At 29.9% G+C, this 17,936-nt stretch carries 18 protein-coding genes; 1 reads left to right on the forward strand and 17 read right to left on the reverse strand.

What is annotated here, in order from left to right; all coding sequences use genetic code 11:
- Positions 1 to 111 precede the first annotated feature (111 nt).
- The 3 genes from ptsP to LPC13_RS09000 all read right to left on the reverse strand — a co-directional run bounded on the left by ptsP (position 112) and on the right by LPC13_RS09000 (position 5,319).
- Positions 112 to 1,731 carry a phosphoenolpyruvate--protein phosphotransferase gene (ptsP, locus tag LPC13_RS08990; RefSeq protein ID WP_005212126.1) on the reverse strand — a complete coding sequence of 540 codons (1,620 nt, stop codon included), beginning with the start codon at positions 1,729 to 1,731 and terminating at the stop codon, positions 112 to 114.
- 300 nt (positions 1,732 to 2,031) lie between these two features.
- Positions 2,032 to 3,066: a ribonucleotide-diphosphate reductase subunit beta gene (locus LPC13_RS08995; RefSeq protein ID WP_005212125.1), complete on the reverse strand. Its 1,035-nt coding sequence runs from the start codon at positions 3,064 to 3,066 to the stop codon at positions 2,032 to 2,034.
- 39 nt (positions 3,067 to 3,105) lie between these two features.
- Positions 3,106 to 5,319, reverse strand: coding sequence for a ribonucleoside-diphosphate reductase subunit alpha (locus tag LPC13_RS09000; protein WP_394371318.1), 2,214 nt, complete (start codon positions 5,317 to 5,319; stop codon positions 3,106 to 3,108).
- A 314-nt stretch (positions 5,320 to 5,633) separates the two neighbouring features.
- Here LPC13_RS09000 and LPC13_RS09005 point away from each other — a divergent pair, with 314 nt between their 5' ends.
- Positions 5,634 to 6,491: a YitT family protein gene (locus LPC13_RS09005; protein ID WP_195244168.1), complete on the forward strand. Its 858-nt coding sequence runs from the start codon at positions 5,634 to 5,636 to the stop codon at positions 6,489 to 6,491.
- A gap of 111 nt (positions 6,492 to 6,602) precedes the next feature.
- On the opposite strand, the gene LPC13_RS09010 is transcribed toward LPC13_RS09005, so the two are convergent.
- The 14 genes from LPC13_RS09010 to rpsK all read right to left on the reverse strand — a co-directional run bounded on the left by LPC13_RS09010 (position 6,603) and on the right by rpsK (position 17,922).
- Positions 6,603 to 7,172 carry a Fe-S-containing hydro-lyase gene (locus LPC13_RS09010; RefSeq protein WP_005212122.1) on the reverse strand — a complete coding sequence of 190 codons (570 nt, stop codon included), beginning with the start codon at positions 7,170 to 7,172 and terminating at the stop codon, positions 6,603 to 6,605.
- Between the two features lie 11 nt (positions 7,173 to 7,183).
- Positions 7,184 to 8,026: a fumarate hydratase gene (locus LPC13_RS09015; RefSeq protein WP_005212121.1), complete on the reverse strand. Its 843-nt coding sequence runs from the start codon at positions 8,024 to 8,026 to the stop codon at positions 7,184 to 7,186.
- A 273-nt stretch (positions 8,027 to 8,299) separates the two neighbouring features.
- Entirely contained in the window at positions 8,300 to 8,995 is a 696-nt protein-coding gene (cwlD, locus tag LPC13_RS09020; protein ID WP_195244165.1) for an N-acetylmuramoyl-L-alanine amidase CwlD, read from the reverse strand.
- Between the two features lie 110 nt (positions 8,996 to 9,105).
- Complete coding sequence (locus tag LPC13_RS09025) at positions 9,106 to 10,716, reverse strand: Na/Pi cotransporter family protein (RefSeq protein WP_040419047.1); 1,611 nt, start codon at positions 10,714 to 10,716, stop codon at positions 9,106 to 9,108.
- Positions 10,717 to 10,940: 224 nt separating this feature from the next.
- Positions 10,941 to 11,333 carry a 30S ribosomal protein S9 gene (rpsI, locus tag LPC13_RS09030; protein ID WP_005212115.1) on the reverse strand — a complete coding sequence of 131 codons (393 nt, stop codon included), beginning with the start codon at positions 11,331 to 11,333 and terminating at the stop codon, positions 10,941 to 10,943.
- A gap of 26 nt (positions 11,334 to 11,359) precedes the next feature.
- Positions 11,360 to 11,794, reverse strand: coding sequence for a 50S ribosomal protein L13 (rplM, locus tag LPC13_RS09035; protein WP_005212113.1), 435 nt, complete (start codon positions 11,792 to 11,794; stop codon positions 11,360 to 11,362).
- Between the two features lie 162 nt (positions 11,795 to 11,956).
- The gene (truA, locus tag LPC13_RS09040; RefSeq protein WP_005212110.1) at positions 11,957 to 12,691 is read right to left on the reverse strand and encodes a tRNA pseudouridine(38-40) synthase TruA; all 735 of its coding nucleotides are present in this window, start codon (positions 12,689 to 12,691) and stop codon (positions 11,957 to 11,959) included.
- A 25-nt stretch (positions 12,692 to 12,716) separates the two neighbouring features.
- Entirely contained in the window at positions 12,717 to 13,514 is a 798-nt protein-coding gene (locus LPC13_RS09045) for an energy-coupling factor transporter transmembrane component T family protein (RefSeq protein WP_005212109.1), read from the reverse strand.
- On the reverse strand, positions 13,515 to 14,390 hold the full coding sequence (locus LPC13_RS09050; RefSeq protein WP_040419044.1) for an energy-coupling factor transporter ATPase: 876 nt from the start codon (positions 14,388 to 14,390) through the stop codon (positions 13,515 to 13,517).
- On the reverse strand, positions 14,375 to 15,220 hold the full coding sequence (locus LPC13_RS09055; RefSeq protein WP_195245066.1) for an energy-coupling factor transporter ATPase: 846 nt from the start codon (positions 15,218 to 15,220) through the stop codon (positions 14,375 to 14,377). The genes LPC13_RS09050 and LPC13_RS09055 overlap by 16 nt, the downstream gene beginning before the upstream one ends.
- A 251-nt stretch (positions 15,221 to 15,471) precedes the next feature.
- Positions 15,472 to 15,813, reverse strand: coding sequence for a 50S ribosomal protein L17 (gene rplQ / locus LPC13_RS09060; protein ID WP_005212103.1), 342 nt, complete (start codon positions 15,811 to 15,813; stop codon positions 15,472 to 15,474).
- Positions 15,814 to 15,825: 12 nt separating this feature from the next.
- The gene (locus LPC13_RS09065; RefSeq protein ID WP_005212101.1) at positions 15,826 to 16,773 is read right to left on the reverse strand and encodes a DNA-directed RNA polymerase subunit alpha; all 948 of its coding nucleotides are present in this window, start codon (positions 16,771 to 16,773) and stop codon (positions 15,826 to 15,828) included.
- Positions 16,774 to 16,875: 102 nt separating this feature from the next.
- Positions 16,876 to 17,496 (reverse strand): 30S ribosomal protein S4, encoded by a 621-nt coding sequence (gene rpsD / locus LPC13_RS09070; RefSeq protein WP_005212100.1) that lies wholly within the window; start codon positions 17,494 to 17,496, stop codon positions 16,876 to 16,878.
- 30 nt (positions 17,497 to 17,526) lie between these two features.
- Entirely contained in the window at positions 17,527 to 17,922 is a 396-nt protein-coding gene (gene rpsK / locus LPC13_RS09075) for a 30S ribosomal protein S11 (protein WP_005212098.1), read from the reverse strand.
- Positions 17,923 to 17,936 lie beyond the last annotated feature (14 nt).

A 17,936-nucleotide genomic window follows, 5' to 3' on the forward strand; every position in this document is an offset into this window, starting at 1 on the left:
AAAAGGAGTTTTTTTTCATACTCACCGCTTAAGCTAATCTGAACACACTTGCATAGCAAGTGGTTTTCTAAATACAATAAAAAAGGAATCGCTATTGCGATTCCTTATATATTATTCTTGTTCTAATATTATCTTCTTAGCAGTTAAGATTGATGTAGCACTCATTGAGAATTCATCTAATCCATATTCAACTAATGTAGGGATAGCAGCTTCGTCTCCTGCCATTTCTCCACACATTCCAACCCACTTACCATGTTTGTGAGCTCCATCTATAGTCATCTTTATTAATCTTAATACAGCTGGGTGCATTGGATTATAAAGGTATGATACTTTTTCGCTCATTCTGTCAGCAGCTAATGTGTATTGGATTAAGTCGTTTGTTCCTATTGAGAAGAAATCAACGTGCTTAGCTAATTCATCTGCATATACTGCTGCAGCTGGAATTTCAACCATGATACCCCATTGAGTTGTTTCTGAAGTTTGAACTCCTTCAGCATGTAATTCAGCTCTACATTCTTCAACGAATTCTTTAGCAGCTTGGAATTCTTCTAAGCCTGAAATCATTGGGAACATAACACAAAGGTTTCCGTATACAGAAGCTCTTAATAAAGCTCTGATTTGAACCTTGAATATATCTTTTCTATCTAAACATAATCTTATAGCTCTGTAGCCTAAGAATGGGTTCATTTCTTCTGGTAATGGTAAGTAAGGTAATACCTTATCTCCACCGATATCTAATGTTCTAATAACAACTTGCTTACCGTTAGCTTTTTCTAAAACAGTTTTATAAGCTGTAAATTGTTCTTCTTCAGTTGGAGCTTGATCTCTGTCCATGTATAAGAATTCAGTTCTGAATAATCCTACACCATCTCCACCGTTAGCTAAAACTTGATCTATATCTTCTGGCTTACCAATGTTACCGCAAACTTCTATTCTCTTACCTGATTTAGTTACAGTTTTAACTTCGATAAGTTTCTTTAATTCTTCTTGTTCTGCAGCAAATTTTTCTTTCTTAGCTACATATTCAGCAATAACTTCTTCTGATGGGTTAATTATTGCAAATCCTTCAATACCATCAACGATTATTGAATCACCATTTTTAACTGATGTAGTTATATCTCCTAGACCAACTACAGCTGGAATTTCTAATGTTCTAGCCATGATAGCAGAGTGAGAAGTTCTTCCTCCGATATCTGTTAAGAAACCAACAACTTTTGATCTATCTAATTGGGCTGTATCTGATGGTGTTAAGTCATAAGCAACAACAACTGTATTTGCTTCAGTTATAGCAAAAGCACTTCCACCTTTTCCTGCTAAGTTAGAGATGATTCTCTTAGAAACGTCTTTAATATCAGCAGCTCTTTCTCTCATATATGCATCATCCATTGATTCAAAAATCATAACGAATGTATCTGTAACATTTTGAACAGCTTTCATAGCATTTAAGCTTTCTGTTTCAACTGTCATTTCCATAGTTCCAGTAAACTCTGGGTCATCTAATAAAGTTAAATGAGCTTCGAAAACAGCAGCTTCATGTTCACCTATTTCAGCAAGTGTTTTTTCTTTAATTGCAGTTAATTGTTCTTTTGATGCTGCAAGAGCATTTTGTAATTTTTCCTTTTCTGCAGCTACATCTGAAACCTTAGCATCAGTTATAACTATTTCTTCGTGTTCTTGAATGAATACTTTACCTATTGCATACCCTTTTGATGCAGCGATACCTTTTTTCATTATTGAATTCCTCCTACACTTAAGCAAAATTTAGTACTTTTTTATTTATTTTAAATTTAATGTGTATTAACATATTTTTTCAAACTATAATGTATTATATCATATTTTTTTGATTTGTTAATAACGTTATCATGAAAATTTTGTTTTATATATTATTTTTTATGAATTTTTTTCCAAAATATACTTTTTTTGATTAATTTTATAATAAATTCAAAGTTATTTTGTAATTTTTTTAACTTTAAAATAGATAAATAACATTTTCAATAAGATTTTAAACAAAAATCATGCTTTAGTTAATGATTATAAATCATCAACTAAAACACTTGCTTTTGCATAAGCTGTAGACTTAGCTTCAAAGAAATCTGTTTTAACAGCATTAGCATTAGCTAATGAATCTACCCATGTTGCTGGATTTTTATCATATCCTTCAAATATAGGTTCTAATCCTATTTCTTTTAATCTTTTATTTCCTAAAAATTTAATATAACTTTCTATTAAATTTTTATTTATCCCTTGAATATTTTCACCAATTACGTAATTTCCCCACTTTATCTCATTTAGAACTCCTATTTCCATCATAGTTCTTAGTTCATTTATTAATTCCTTAGTAAATATTTCTTCCTCTTCTTTTTGAAGTTCTTTAATTAAATTTCTAAATAACCAAAGATGTGTATTTTCATCTCTATTTATATAACGAATTTCTTGTGCTGAACCTGGCATTTTCCCATTTCTTTCAAGGTTATAAAAGAACATAAATCCAGAATAGAAATAAATACCTTCCAAAATAAAGTTTGCCATAATAGTTTTTATAAGATTTTCCTTAGTCGGACTCTCTAAAAATTTATTATATTGTCGGCCTATAAACTTATTTCTTTCTAAAAGTATTTTGTCATCTTTCCATTGATAAAGAATTTCATTTCTTTTTTCCGGTGAGCAAATGGTATCAAGCATATAACTATAACTCTGAGAATGAACTGCTTCTTGGAATGCTTGAATAGTTAAGCATAAATTAATCTCACTAGCTGTTATATAATTATTTATATTACTTAAATTTGCTGTCTGTATGGAATCTAAAAATATTAAAAAAGATAAAATTTTATCATAAGCACTTCTTTCATATTCATCTAATTTACTATAATCTTTTAAATCTTGAGCTAAGTTTATCTCTTCTGGTATCCAAAAATTATTCATTGCTTGCCTATACCATTCACTTACCCATCCATACTTCATATTATTGAAGTCATTTAAATTAGTAGTGTTACCATTTATCATTTTTCTTTTACTTACTTCAATATCACCATTTTCATTAAATAAAGGCTTTTTATTTATATTCATTATTATTCTCCCGCTTCTATAAAAAATATCTAAGCTAAATTATGCTGAACAGCTTTCACATTCTGATATTTCTAATGATTTTGATCTTACATAGTAAATTGATTTAACTCCGCATTTATAAGCTTTTATATATAAATTCATTATTTGTCTCATAGTATAATCTGTTGTTATATATAAATTAAATGATTGACCTTGATCTATATGTCTTTGTCTTATTCCATTTATCTCAACACATAAATCTTGATCTATATTATATGCTGAATTATAATACCAGAAATTTTCCCAACTTAAATTTGGTGCTGTTTTAGGAACTATACTTCCCTTCTTCTCCTCAAGCCAGAATCTTGACATAACAGGATCTATCCCTTCACTTGTACCAGCAATTGTAGCTGTAGAACCATTAGGTGCAACTGCAAAAAGATATCCATTTCTTAAACCAAATTTATTAACTTCTTTCTTTAAGTCATTCCATTTATCTGAATTATAATTTCTTAAGTTAAAATACTCTCCATTATCCCAATCAGAACCTTCAAAGCATGAATATTTTCCTTTTTCCTTTGCAATATTCATACTAGCTTTAATAGCATAATAATTTACTTTTTCATAAACACTATCTGCAAATTCTAAATGTTTTTCTTCATTCCAATGAATTTTGTTATTTGCAAGCATATGATGGTATCCACTAGTACCTAAACCTATTGCTCTATACTTTTTGTTTGTAACTTCTGCAAATGGTACTGAATAATAATTTAAGTCTATAACATTGTCCATTGCTCTTATTTGAGTTTCTACTACATATTCAACCTCTTCATCTGAGGTTACATCTACATTTCCTAAAACTACAGATGATAAGTTACAAACAACAAAATCTCCTGCTTTAGTTTTTTCAACAATTATGGTATCTCCATTTTCATCAACTATGGTTGTTTCTTGTATATTCATTGGACTCATATTTTGCATTATTTCTGTACAAAGATTAGACGAGTAAATCATACCTTTATGTTTATTAGGATTCATCTTATTTACAGTATCTCTATAAAAGGCAAATGGAGTTCCAGTCTCTGCCGCACTTTTTATTATTAATCTAACTATATCTTTAACAGACATAACTCTTTTTTCTATTCTTTCATCATTTACACAGTCATAATATCTTTTTTCCCATTCTTCCCCATAAAAATCTTCAAGAGAATATCCTTTAATAGTTTTTATCTCATGAGGACACATCATGTACCAATTTGCATCAATATCATTTTCTGCAAGCTTCCAAAATAAATCTGGATAACAAAGGCCTGGGAAAATATCATGAGCCTTTTTTCTATCATCCCCATTATTAGTTCTAAGTTGTAAAAATTCTGGTACTTCTTTATGCCATGCATCAAGCCAAATTGCAACTGAACCATTTCTTACTCCTAATTGATCAACTGCAATTGCAGTATCATTAAATAGCTTTATCCATGGAATAACTCCTCCTGATGCACCTTTAAATCCTCTTATAGATGATCCAATAGCTCTTATTTTCCCTATATAAATACCCATTCCTCCACCGAATTTTGAAACTTCAGCAAAATTATCTATTGATTTATATATTCCCTTTAAGCTATCTTCAACTGTATCTATAAAGCATGAGCTTAATTGATAAAATGGCTTTCTAGCATTAGACATAGTAGGAGTGGCCATAGTAGCCTTTAAAGAACTTAAAACATCATAAAACCTCTTTGCCCACATAACTTTAGTTTCTTTTCTTTCTGGAATTGCTAAATGCATTGCTATTCCCATAAACATTTGTTGTGGAAGCTCAAGAGGTTTTCTATCATAATCTTGAATTAAATATCTCTTTGCTAATAAATCTATACCACTATAAGTAAATAAAAAATCCCTTTCAGGTTTTATTTCCTTTTCTAATTCTTTTATTTCATCTTCTGAATAGTTTTCTAAAATATATTTTCCATATAAATTTTTTTCAGTCATTTCACATATGAAATCAAAAAAATCAGTATATGGATTCATTTCAGATTCTATTTTTCTATTGCTTTTTATCTCATCATATAATCTATATACATAAAGCTTTGATGCAACATATTGCCACTTAGGTTCCTGTTCTGTTGTCAATTCTAAAGCTGCTTGTATTACAGAATTTCTAACACCATTGCTATCCATATTTTCTCTTATTATATTTTTGCAGCTTTCAAGAAGCTTTTCTTTAACATATACTCCTTGTGAATCACTAATTCCCTCAATTGCAAATTGGCATATATTTTCTAAATTACTCACCGTCGTTCCTCCACTATATATAGTATATTTATTATTCTCTCACACAATATATTGTTAATTATAATGGTGCTATTTATTCTTGTAAAACAATTAATAAAGCAAAAAAATTAAAAGAATACTTATAATTCATTAAATTACTACTATTTTCTTTGTTTATCTATAATAATTATTTTTTAATAATAATTATTACCGTTTTCTTATAAGCCTAAAATTTTATAAATAACTTAACATAAGCTTATATTTAATATATAATTTTTATAGAAATTTAATTTATTACTTAAATGAGGTATCATTTTATGAAAGATTTTTTAAAAAATAAGCAATTTTATATCGATGTTGTTGTAATTGTATTAGGTTGTTTTATTTCATCTCTTGGTGTTAATTTATTCTTATCTAATGCACAATTACTAAGTGGTGGCGTTACAGGGATAGGTCTTATTTTACAATACCTTTTTGAAATACCATCAGGAATTACAGTTTTCATTCTTAATATTCCTTTATTTTTTATAAGCTATAAGTTTCTTAGCAAAAGATTTACTATTTATACCGCTATAGGTATGATTTCCTTTTCTACAGCTTTAATGATTACTAAACCATTATCTAGTTTAGTTAGTGTAGATGATACATTACTTTACTGTATATATGGTGGTTTATTAAGTGGAATTGGTTATGGATTAGTTTTCTTTAGAAATGGTTCTATAGGTGGAACTGATATTATAACTATGGTTATAAGAAAAAAATATTCTAATCTTGATATTGGAAAAGTTGGATTTGGATTTAACTTAGTTATAGTAACAATAGCAGCATTTATTTTTGGTGTTCCTAAAGCTTTATATACTCTTATATCTCTCTTTATTACAAGTACAGTTTTAGATAAAGTTTTAAACGGATTTACAAGCAAAAAGCTGCTTCTTATATTAACTGAAAAAGAGGATGACATAATTAATTATGTTATTAAGGATATGAATCGTGGAATAACTAGTCTTATGGCTGAAGGTGGCTATACTCATAATAAGAAAAAATTATTATATGTTGCAGTAACAACCTCTCAAATGATTAGTTTAAAAAATAAAATCCTTAGAATTGATCCTAAGGCATTTATTACTATAATCGATGTATCAGAGGTTAAAGGAAAAGGCTTCCAAGCAATTTAATTGTTAGATAAAATCAAACCAAAAAGTGATGATATAACATTCAAAAAATGTTATATCATCACTTTTTTAACTAACACCTTAACTTTTGAATAAAACCTATATCACAAGATTTTATGCATCACAGTTTTTTACATTACAATTTAAATATTCATTTTGCCCTATTTGGTAGAGGTTATTTCCTTTTGCATCTATAATGACTACTAATGGCATATCTTTAACTTCTAGCTTTCTTATAGCTTCTGCTCCTAAATCATTATAAGCTACTACTTCTGATCTGATTATAGATTTACTTATTAAAGCTCCAGCTCCACCTATGGCACCAAAATATATAGCTTTATTTCTCTTAATAGATTCTATAACCTCTTCACTTCTAACTCCTTTACCAATCATTCCTTTTAGTCCTAAATCCAAAAGAGTTGGTGCATAACCATCCATTCTATAGCTTGTTGTTGGACCTGCTGATCCTATAACTTGACCTGGCTTTTCAGGAGTTGGTCCCACGTAATATATTATTTCATCTTTTAAATTTATAGGAAGTTCTTTTCCTTCATCTAATAAACTGATTAATCTACCATGAGCAGCATCCCTAGCTGTATATATTATTCCAGAAAGCAAAATACTATCTCCAGCCTTTAAGGATTCTGTTATTTCTCCTTTTAATGGTGTGCTTATTCTAATCATCGTTTATCCCCCTATATTTCTCTTTCTTTATGTCTTGTTGCATGACAATTAATATTTACTGCTACAGGTAATCCTGCAATATGAGTTGGATATACTTCTATGTTCACACCTAAGGCTGTAGTTTTTCCACCAAACCCCTGTGGTCCTATTCCAAGCTCATTTATAGATTCTAATAACTCATTTTCCATATCACTATAAAATTTTTCATCATTATTCTTATTTATTGGTCTTATTAATGCCTTTTTAGCTAAATAAGCAGCTTTATCAAAAGTCCCACCTATTCCAACTCCTATTACTATTGGAGGGCATGGATTAGGTCCTGCTAATTTTACAGTTTCAAGTACAAAGTCTTTAACACCGTTTACCCCATCAGATGGTTTAAGCATTTTTATTCTACTCATATTTTCAGAGCCAAATCCCTTAGGTGCAACTGTTATTTTTATCTTATTACCACCTACTATATCATAATAAATAATAGCAGGTGTATTATCCTTAGTATTTACTCTATTTAATGGATCCTTTACTACAGATTTTCTTAAAAAACCATCTTTATATCCCCTTCTAACCCCTTCATTAATAGCATCTTCAAGTAATCCTCCAACAACGTGTACATCTTGTCCAATCTCTACGAATATACATGCCATTCCTGTATCTTGGCATATTGGCATCTGTTCATTCTTTGCAATATTAGAGTTTAAAATTAATTTATCTAATATACTTTCAGCAAGTGGCCAAGTTTCTTTTTCTTTTGCATCACTCAAAGCTTCATTTATATCCTTAGATAAATAATAATTAGCCTCTATACATAATTCCTTTACTACTTCTATAATTTCTGATATATGTATTTCTCTCACAATTAAGCCCCCTTATATAATTTTTAATAACACGAATATTCTTTTATTTTTTTATAATATCGTTCTTATTTTATATTTTTAGTTTATTCTTTTTATAACATTTTTTCAATAACTATAATAATATATTTTCTAATAATTAATATTTACTTACTAATTATTAATGCTAATCTTTCTTACAAAAAAATTAGACTTTACTCAGTATTACTGGTATAGTCTAATTTTATCTAAATTTATTCTTTAATTTATTTTATTGTCATATTTCCAAGGAAATCTTTAAGCAGCATCATTAATTTCTATATTTTCATCAAAATACATATCAATTCCTTTCACGATTCCTTCAACTATTAAATTTTGATGTTCTTCACTCTTAAGTCTCATTTCTTCTTCTGGATTAGATAAAAATCCACATTCAACTAATATTGATGCTCCATCATATTTATCTCTTAAAATTAAGTAAGCTTCTGCTGCTGGTTTTGCTACTCTTTTATTATTGTCCTTTATTGTTTCTTTTAAAGAGTTTTGTATTAATGTTGCCAATTTATAGCTTTTATCATTTGAAGCAAACCAAACTTGTGCTCCAAAGCACTTACTTTGAGGAAACATATTTTGATGAATAGAAATAAATATATCACAAGATGTATCTACTTTCATTTTAGCCCTATTTTTTAAATCTTCTCTTTTCTTTTCTTTAATAGTAGTTCCCTTTTCATATAAACCTTCATCACTATCTCTTGTCATATAAACCTTATAGCCCTTTTCCTCTAAACAGTCTTTAAGTTTTAATGCAATTTGAAGATTTATATCTTTTTCAATTGTTCCATTTTTAGATTTAGCACCTCCATCGATTCCACCATGACCTGCATCAATTAAAATTATCTTTTCAGTGTCATCAATGGTTTTTGCATTAACTGGCATTGTGTAATAAAAAAACATTAGAACAGTAATCATAGCCACAACTAATTTCTTCATAATAAATCCTCCATCAATATTGATATCATATTTATTATGTTTATTTAAATAATTTATTATTCCATTAGAAGTAATCAATAAAAAAAGAGTCACTTTCGTGACTCTTTTTATTAGTTATTTTCTATAACTATTTCAGAAATATTTGTAGAGTGATCCCCTATTCTTTCTAAATTACTTAATAAATCTAGGAAGATTGCTCCTGCATATGCATTACACGTACCTTCATGTAATCTTCTTATGTGTAAATCTCTATATTTTTTATTTTGCTTATCTATTGCAGCTTCAATATCCACAATATTTTTAGCCTTTTCTGTATCTCTATTTTCATAACTTTCAATACATATATCTAATGCTTTTAGAGTAGTTTCATACATTTTAGTAATTTCCCCTAAAGCCTCTTCACTATATTGTAATTTTTTATTTATCTTTTGAATAGTTAAATCAGCAATATTTTCAGCATGATCACCTATTCTTTCAATATCATTTACAATATGGAAAGTAGATGCAACTATATTCTTTTCTTTATCTGATAATTCACACTTAGAAAGTTTAACTAAATAAGTAGTTATACATTCTTCTAAATTATTTATTACTTCTTCATTTTCATAAACTTTTTGTGCTGTACTTTCATCATTTTTCATAAATGCTGTCATTGCTAATTCTAAACTTGTTTTAGCCTTATTTGCCATTCTAAGAGTTTCTTTAACAACTTGTCCTGCTGCAATTACAGGTGTTTCTAGTAGTCTATCATCAATATATTTGGGCCCTACTTTTTCATCATCCTCACCTGGTATTATTTTCTCTACTATTTTACATAATACCGGAATTAAAGGTACCATTATTAATGTATTTACAATATTAAATATTGTATGAGAGTTAGCTATTTGTCTAGTTACATTATCACTAAAGTATGAAACTAAATCTCCAAGCCATCCTGTTAATAAGAATGGTAAGAATATTACTGTACCTGCAACATTAAATATAAAATGTAACATGGCAGCTCTATGAGCAGTTTTATTAGTTCCTATTGTAGCAAGCATTGCTGTTACACATGTACCAATATTACATCCAAATATTATTGGTAAAGCCATCTTTATATCTATAGCTCCTGCAGTTGCTAAAGCTACTAAAATACCAGTAGTTGCAGATGAACTTTGTAATACTGCAGTAATTACTGCCCCTGCTATTATTCCTAGATACCAGTGTTGTCCTACTGTTGTAAGTATTTCTTGGAATACAGGTAATGATGTTAATGGCTTCATTGCACCACTCATTGTACCCATACCAACAAATAATATACCGAATCCTAGTATTATATTACCAATTTCTCTTCTCTTCTTGCCTTTAACGAACATTACCATCATAGCACCAACAAAAACAAATATAGGTGCTATTGTATCTAGTTTAAATGCTACTAATTGTGCTGTAATAGTTGTCCCTATATTAGCCCCCATTATAATTCCTGCTGCTTGTGCTAAATTCATTAATCCTGCATTAACAAATCCAACTACCATTACTGTAGTAGCACTACTACTTTGAATAACCATAGTTACTATAGCACCTACTACAACCGCAATTATAGGGTTTTTAGTTACTTTCTCTAGTATCTTCTTTAACCCTTCTCCTGCTGCATTCTCTAGACCATCGCCCATTAACTTCATTCCGTAGATAAATAATCCTAATCCACCTAATAACTTAATTATTGTCATTAACGTATCCAAAATATATTCTCCTCACTTTTGAATATTTTATGTATTTATAAATATTTTACAAATTAAAGTTTACACCAACTTTTAACGTTTGTTAAGATATTTCAACAATTTTTAACATGGATTTAATATTTCTCTTTAATATTTTTAAATCTAACTTTATATATTAAATATAATCTCTAATTTAATATGCATAAAAAAAAGAGGCAAAAATGCCTCTTTCCTTGAAAAAAATACTATCTCTTTGAGAATTGAGATGCTTTTCTTGCCTTCTTAAGACCGTATTTCTTTCTTTCTTTCATTCTTGAGTCTCTAGTTACGAAACCAGCTTTCTTTAATTCAGATTTTAAGTTTTCATCTGATTTAATTAAAGCTCTTGTAATTCCGTGTCTGATAGCTCCAGCTTGACCTGTGAATCCACCACCGTGAACGTTAACTAAAACGTCATATTTGTCCTTAGTTTCAGTTAAAACTAATGGTTGGTTAACAATCATTCTTAAAGTTTCTAAACCAAAGAAAGTTTCGATGTCTCTATTGTTGATAGTAACTTTACCATTTCCTGGTACAAGTCTAACTCTTGCAACTGATTTTTTTCTTCTTCCAGTACCCATGTATTGAACTTTTGCCATTTTTTATTCCTCCTCCCGAGCCTGTATTAGTACTTTAATTCAAGTACTTCTGGTTGTTGAGCTGCATGTTCGTGCTCAGCACCTCTGTATACTTTTAACTTCTTAAGCATTTTTCTTCCTAATACTCCTGTTGGAAGCATTCTTCTAACAGCTTCTTCGAAAGCGAATTCTGGTTTCTTATCAAGAACTTCTCTGTATGGAACTTCCTTTAATCCACCAACGTAACCGCTGTATTTTCTCATCATTTTTTGATCTAACTTCTTACCAGTTAAAACAACTTTTTCAGCATTGATTACTATTACGTGATCTCCGCAGTCAACATTTGGTGTAAATGTTGGCTTATTTTTTCCTCTTAAGATTGAAGCAACTTGGCTAGCAACTCTTCCTAGTGGCTTACCAGCAGCATCAACAACATACCATTTTCTTTCAACTTCTTGTGCTTTTGCAATGTATGATTTCATGTTTTTCCCTCCCTGAACTTACATTTATCGCCGTACTATTTTTTAGTATAGCATTTATGTCAAGACCTTATGCTTCGGTCTTCCGTACATAAATTATTCTAACAAACAAATTAAATTATAATACACGCTTACGGGCGTGTCAACATATTTTATTAAAAATTTTTAATAATAAACCTCTTTTAATATTAAACCATTCGGTGGTACACAATCTCCTGCTAAAGTTCTATCTTTCTTATTTATAATATTGATTATATCAGTTGCATCAGTTTTACCTCTACCAACATTTATTAAAGTTCCAACTATTATTCTAACCATATTATATAAAAATCCATCACCTTTTACAGAAATTTTTATTATTTCATCGTTTTTTTCTACATTCACATCAAATATAGTCCTTATAGTACCCTTTACAGAACTACCTTGCGTTTTAAATGCCGCAAAATCATGAGTCCCTATAAATTGTTTTGCTGCTATCTTCATAGCTTCAACATCTAAATTATATTTATAATGATATACTGTATTTCTTATTAATGCAGATGGGACATCACTATTTAAAATAGAATATTCATATGTTTTACCTTTAGCACAATATCTTGCATGAAAACTCTCTTCCACCTCTTCTGATTTAACAACTACAATATCATTAGGTAATTTTACATTTAGTGCCTCTCTAAACTTATTTGGAGGCACCTTACTATTTGTTTTAAAATTAGCTATAAAACCTTTTGCATGAACTCCTGCATCTGTTCTAGAGCTTCCTGTTAAATCGCACTTTTCCTTAGTTACATTAAATATAGCTTCTTCCAATTCACCTTGTATTGTCTTCATTCCATTTTGTTTCTGCCAACCATAATAATTAGTTCCATCATATTCTAATGTTAATTTTATATTTTTCAAATTATCACCTTTTCAAGTTTAATTGCTATATAGCAAATTTAAATACTAATATTATTGCTAATAATATTGCAAATGATCCAAAAGCTATTGCATCCCTAGATGAAAATTTTAATACCTTCATTCTAGTTCTACCAGCTCCCCCTCTATAACATCTTGCTTCCATTGCCATAGCAAGTTCATCTGCCCTTCTAAAAGAACTAATAAATAGTGGTACTAATAATGGTATTAAACTTTTTGCCTTTTGAATTATATTACCACTTTCAAAATCTGCTCCTCTAGCTTTTTGAGCCTTCATAATTTTATCAGTTTCATCTATAAGTGTTGGAATAAATCTTAATGCAATAGTCATCATCATAGCTAGTTCATGAGCTATTTGTTTTCCTATTGGCTTTAATAATCTTTCTATTCCATCAGTTAACTCAATTGGCGATGTAGTTAATGTTAATACTGAAGTACCCATTATAAGCAGTATTAGCCTAATTGCCATAAACAATGCTGTTCTTATCCCTGAATCATAAATTTTTATAAATCCTAATTCAAAAAGTAATCTACCTTCTCTTAACATAAAAATATTTAAAATTGCAGTAAGTGCAATTAAAAAGAATACTGGTTTTAATCCTTTATATAAGTATTTAGGTGATATTTTAGCTATATAAACTACTAATGCTAAAAATGCCACTACAAATATATATGCTGTAAACTTATCTACAATAAAAAGACTAATTATAAATAAAAATGATATTAATATTTTGGTTCTAGGGTCTAATTTATGTATAAAAGACTCCCCTGGTATATATTGACCAATAGTTATATCTTTAATCATTTAAATATCCCCCCTTCTTAAATTATTTTTAGATAATATTCTTAGTAATTCTTTGCTCCCTTGTTCAACTGTAAATACTTCTTCAGAAACATCAAATCCCTTTTCTCTAAGAGCTCTCATTAAATAAGTTACTTGTGGTACAGCTAATCCTATACTCTCTAAAGTTTCTACCTCTTTAAAAATTTCTTCTGGCTTTCCTAAAAGTGCAATTTTTCCTTGATTCATTACTACAATTCTTTCTGCAAGCTTACCTACATCTTCCATACTATGACTAACTAAAACTATGGTCATTTTATATTTCTGATGTAGAATTTTTATTTGATCTAAAATATCATCTCTTCCTTTTGGATCTAATCCAGCTGTAGGTTCATCTAATATTAATACTTTTGGCTCCATTGCAATAACACCTGCTATAGCAACTCTTCTTTTTTGACCTCCACTTAAATCAAATGGTGAAACATCTTTATATGTTTCATAATCTAAACCAACCATCTCCATAGAAATTTTAACTCTTCTTAAAATTTCATCTTCATTCAACCCTAAATTAGTAGGTCCAAAGGCAATATCTTTTTCTATAGTTTCTTCAAATAATTGATATTCAGGATATTGGAATACTAATCCTATCTTTTTTCTTATATCAGTTAATTTAGTTTCTTTATTAGTTATATCAACATCATCTACTACTATTCTCCCAGAACTAGGTTCTAACAACCCATTAAGATGCTGTATAAGCGTTGATTTTCCTGATCCTGTATGACCTATTAACGCTAAAAATTCTCCATCTTCTATAACTAAATTTACATTATCTAAAGCCTTCTTTTCAAAAGGTGATTTTGGCATATATATATGTGTTAAATTTTCTATCTTAATTGACATAACGCACTCACCATCTCATTCACATTTAAAATTTTAGTATCTATATTAATTCCTGCTTTTTTTAATTCATAACAAATTTCAGTTACTTGTGGAACATCTAGACCTATTTTTTTCATTGTTTCTACTTCTGAAAATACATCTCTTGGAATACCTTCAATAATAACCTTACCTTTATCCATTACTACTATTCTATCAGCTTCTGCAGCTTCATCCATATAGTGTGTTATTAAGATAACAGTTATTCCATGCTTTTTGTTTAACTCTTTAATATTATTAAGTACTTCTCTTCTCCCAGCAGGATCAAGCATTGCTGTTGGTTCATCAAATATTATACATTTAGGTTGCATTGCTAATATTCCTGCAATAGCAATTCTTTGTTTTTGTCCCCCTGATAATAAATGTGGTGCATGTCTTTTATATTCACTCATTCCAACCTTTTCTAATGCTTCATCAACTCTTTTTCTTATTTCCTCTGGTGGTACTCCTAAATTTTCTGGTCCAAAAGCTACATCTTCTTCAACTATAGTTGCAACTAATTGGTTATCAGGGTTTTGAAACACCATACCTGCACTTGATCTTATATCCCATAAATTATCTTCATTTGAGGTATCCATCCCATTTACTATTACAATTCCTTCACTTGGAGTTAGTAATGCATTCATATGTTTAGCTACTGTAGACTTTCCTGAACCATTATGTCCTAAGACTACTAAAAACTCACCTTTTTTAACTTCTAAATTTAATCCATCTATAGCCACCTTCGGAATTTCACCTTCAGTTGCTGAATATCTAAAAACTACATTTTTACATTCTATCATTTTCTCCATAATATTAATCCCTCCTTTTAAATAAAGTGCAATTATTATATACCTAAGTTCTATAAATTTTTATATAAATTTCCATAACTTAATTATATATAAGCGCCATTTAAATACAAGTAATTTTAAAAATCAACTTTTTATTCTCACATATATTATAGTTCTACTTTTAATTATTATATATAATTTAAAGATAGCTTCAATACTAAAATAATTCTTTATATACGAAAAAGGGATTAAGCTTAGCTTAATCCCTACTGAAATTATACTAATTCAAGTATAACAACTTCAGCACCGTCTCCTCTTCTAGGACCTTTTTTGATCATTCTAGTGTATCCGCCGTTTCTATCAGCGTACTTTGGAGCGATTTCTTCAAATAATGTCTTAACTACTTCTTCTTCTAAAACGTAAGCTAAAACTTGTCTTCTAGCGTGAAGATCTCCTCTTTTACCAAGAGTAATCATCTTTTCAGCTATTGATCTAGCTTCTTTAGCTCTAGTTTCAGTAGTTTCTATTCTACCATGCTTTAAGAAGCTAGTAACAAGACTTCTAAGCATAGCTCTTCTTTGGTCTGTAGAAAGACCTAACTTACGATAACCTGCCATGGATTTACCTCCCTACTCGTCGCTTAGTTTTAAGGCTAAACCTAATTCCTTAAGCTTTCTTTCAACTTCTTCTAAGGATTTCTTTCCTAGATTTCTTACTTTCATCATGTCATCCATTGATTTAGTTGCAAGTTCTTGAACAGTATTGATACCAGCTCTCTTTAAGCAGTTATAAGATCTAACTGAAAGATCTAGCTCTTCAACTGTCATTTCTAGGACTTTTTCCTTCTTATCTTCTTCTTTTTCTATCATAATTTCAACATCATTAGTAGCTACGCCTAATGACATGAATAATTTAAAGTGCTCTATTAATATTTTAGCTGATAAGCTTATAGCTTCATCAATCTTAATAGTTCCATTAGTCCAAATTTCTAATGTTAATTTGTCATAATCAGTGATTTGACCAACTCTTGTATTATCAACAGTAAAGTTAACTCTCTTTACAGGAGTGTATATTGAATCAATAGCTATAGCTGAAAGTGGTAATGCATCACTCTTATTCTTGTTTTGAGTAACATATCCTCTTCCTCTATTAACTGTTAATTCCATATATAATTTACCATCTTCATCAAGTGTTGCAATGTGTAAATCCTTATTTATAACTTCAACATTTCCATCAGTCTTTATGTCCGCACCTGTAACAACTCCTGGTCCTTTTGCATCTATATAAATAGTTTGTGGACCTTCACCTTCCATTGTTAATGCTAAAGATTTAATGTTTAGAATTAATTCTGTAACATCTTCTTTAACACCTTGTACAGTTGAGAATTCGTGAAGCACTCCATCAATTTTAATTGATGTAGTTGCTACACCTGGAAGTGATGATAAAAGTATTCTTCTCATCGCATTTCCAAGAGTAATTCCGTATCCTCTTTCTAATGGTTCAACTACATATTTACCATATGTACCATCCTCATTTGATTCTATACACTCAATTATTGGCTTTTCTATTTCTAACATGTACAAACCCTCCTTATATATAAAATGGCAACTTTTTATGAGGGCAACTGATTCAATTTATAATATTAAGATAAAAATCTTAATATTATAAATTAGAATTTATTACTTGCTGTATAATTCGACAATTAGAGTTTCGTTAACTGGAACGTCAATGTCTTCTCTAGCTGGCGCAGCAACAACCTTACCTTCATAGTTTTCAACGTTAGCTTCTAACCATTTTGGTAATGTCTTTGGATTTTCTACGAAAGTCTTGAACTTTTCAGTTCCTCTGCTCTTTTCGCAAACTGAAATTACATCATTAACAGATACTCTGTATGATGGAATATCAACTTTTTTACCATTTACTAAGAAATGACCGTGAGTAACTAATTGTCTAGCTTCGTTTCTTGAAGCACCGTATCCTAATCTGTACGCAACGTTATCTAATCTCATTTCTAGTAACATTAATAAGTTTTCCCCAGTGATTCCCTTCATGTGGTCAGCCTTTTCATAGTATTTTCTGAATTGGCCTTCTAAAACACCGTATATTCTTCTAGCTTTTTGCTTTTCTCTTAATTGTACTCCGTAGTTAGATAACTTTTTCTTAGCTGCTCCGTGTTGTCCTGGTGCGTAGCTTCTTCTTACGAAAGCACATTTATCTGTGAAACATCTATCTCCCTTAAGGAATAGCTTTTGACCTTCTCTTCTACATAATCTACATGTAGCTCCAGTATATCTTGCCATTCGTTACACCTCCTGTTGAATTTAAATAAATTAGACTCTTCTTCTCTTTGGTGGTCTACATCCGTTGTGTGGAATTGGAGTAACGTCTTTAATTAGAGTTACTTCTAATCCTGCAGCTTGTAATGATCTTATAGCTGCTTCTCTACCAGCACCTGGTCCTTTAACGTATACTTCTATACTCTTTAAACCGTGTTCCATAGCTGCTTTAGCTGCAGTTTCTGCTGCCATTTGTGATGCAAATGGTGTGCTCTTTCTTGAACCTCTGAAACCTAATGCTCCAGCACTTGACCATGATAAAGCATTTCCAGCCGCATCAGTTAAAGTAACTATTGAGTTATTGAAAGTTGATTGGATGTGTGCAGCACCATGCTCAACATTCTTTCTTTCTTTTCTTCTTCTAGTAGTCTTTTTGACTTTTTGAGCCATCGAAATCCCTCCTC

Source organism: Clostridium celatum, from assembly GCF_021412605.1.
In the GTDB taxonomy this organism is placed as follows: Bacteria; Bacillota; Clostridia; order Clostridiales; family Clostridiaceae; genus Clostridium; species Clostridium celatum.

Bases quoted from the DNA above. Each gene is read 5' to 3' on its own strand.
- LPC13_RS09050 (WP_040419044.1), bottom strand. From the start codon at position 14,390: ATGTCAATTAAGATAGAAAATTTAACACATATATATATGCCAAAATCA.
- rpsD (WP_005212100.1), bottom strand. From the start codon at position 17,496: ATGGCAAGATATACTGGAGCTACATGTAGATTATGTAGAAGAGAAGGT.
- rplM (WP_005212113.1), bottom strand. From the start codon at position 11,794: ATGAAATCATACATTGCAAAAGCACAAGAAGTTGAAAGAAAATGGTAT.
- ptsP (WP_005212126.1), bottom strand. From the start codon at position 1,731: ATGAAAAAAGGTATCGCTGCATCAAAAGGGTATGCAATAGGTAAAGTA.
- LPC13_RS09010 (WP_005212122.1), bottom strand. From the start codon at position 7,172: ATGATTAGAATAAGCACACCATTAAAAGGAGAAATAACAGAATCCTTA.
- rpsI (WP_005212115.1), bottom strand. From the start codon at position 11,333: ATGGCAAAAGTTCAATACATGGGTACTGGAAGAAGAAAAAAATCAGTT.
- LPC13_RS09065 (WP_005212101.1), bottom strand. From the start codon at position 16,773: ATGTTAGAAATAGAAAAGCCAATAATTGAGTGTATAGAATCAAATGAG.
- LPC13_RS09005 (WP_195244168.1), top strand. From the start codon at position 5,634: ATGAAAGATTTTTTAAAAAATAAGCAATTTTATATCGATGTTGTTGTA.
- rpsK (WP_005212098.1), bottom strand. From the start codon at position 17,922: ATGGCTCAAAAAGTCAAAAAGACTACTAGAAGAAGAAAAGAAAGAAAG.
- LPC13_RS08995 (WP_005212125.1), bottom strand. From the start codon at position 3,066: ATGAATATAAATAAAAAGCCTTTATTTAATGAAAATGGTGATATTGAA.
- rplQ (WP_005212103.1), bottom strand. From the start codon at position 15,813: ATGGCAGGTTATCGTAAGTTAGGTCTTTCTACAGACCAAAGAAGAGCT.
- cwlD (WP_195244165.1), bottom strand. From the start codon at position 8,995: ATGAAGAAATTAGTTGTGGCTATGATTACTGTTCTAATGTTTTTTTAT.
- LPC13_RS09045 (WP_005212109.1), bottom strand. From the start codon at position 13,514: ATGATTAAAGATATAACTATTGGTCAATATATACCAGGGGAGTCTTTT.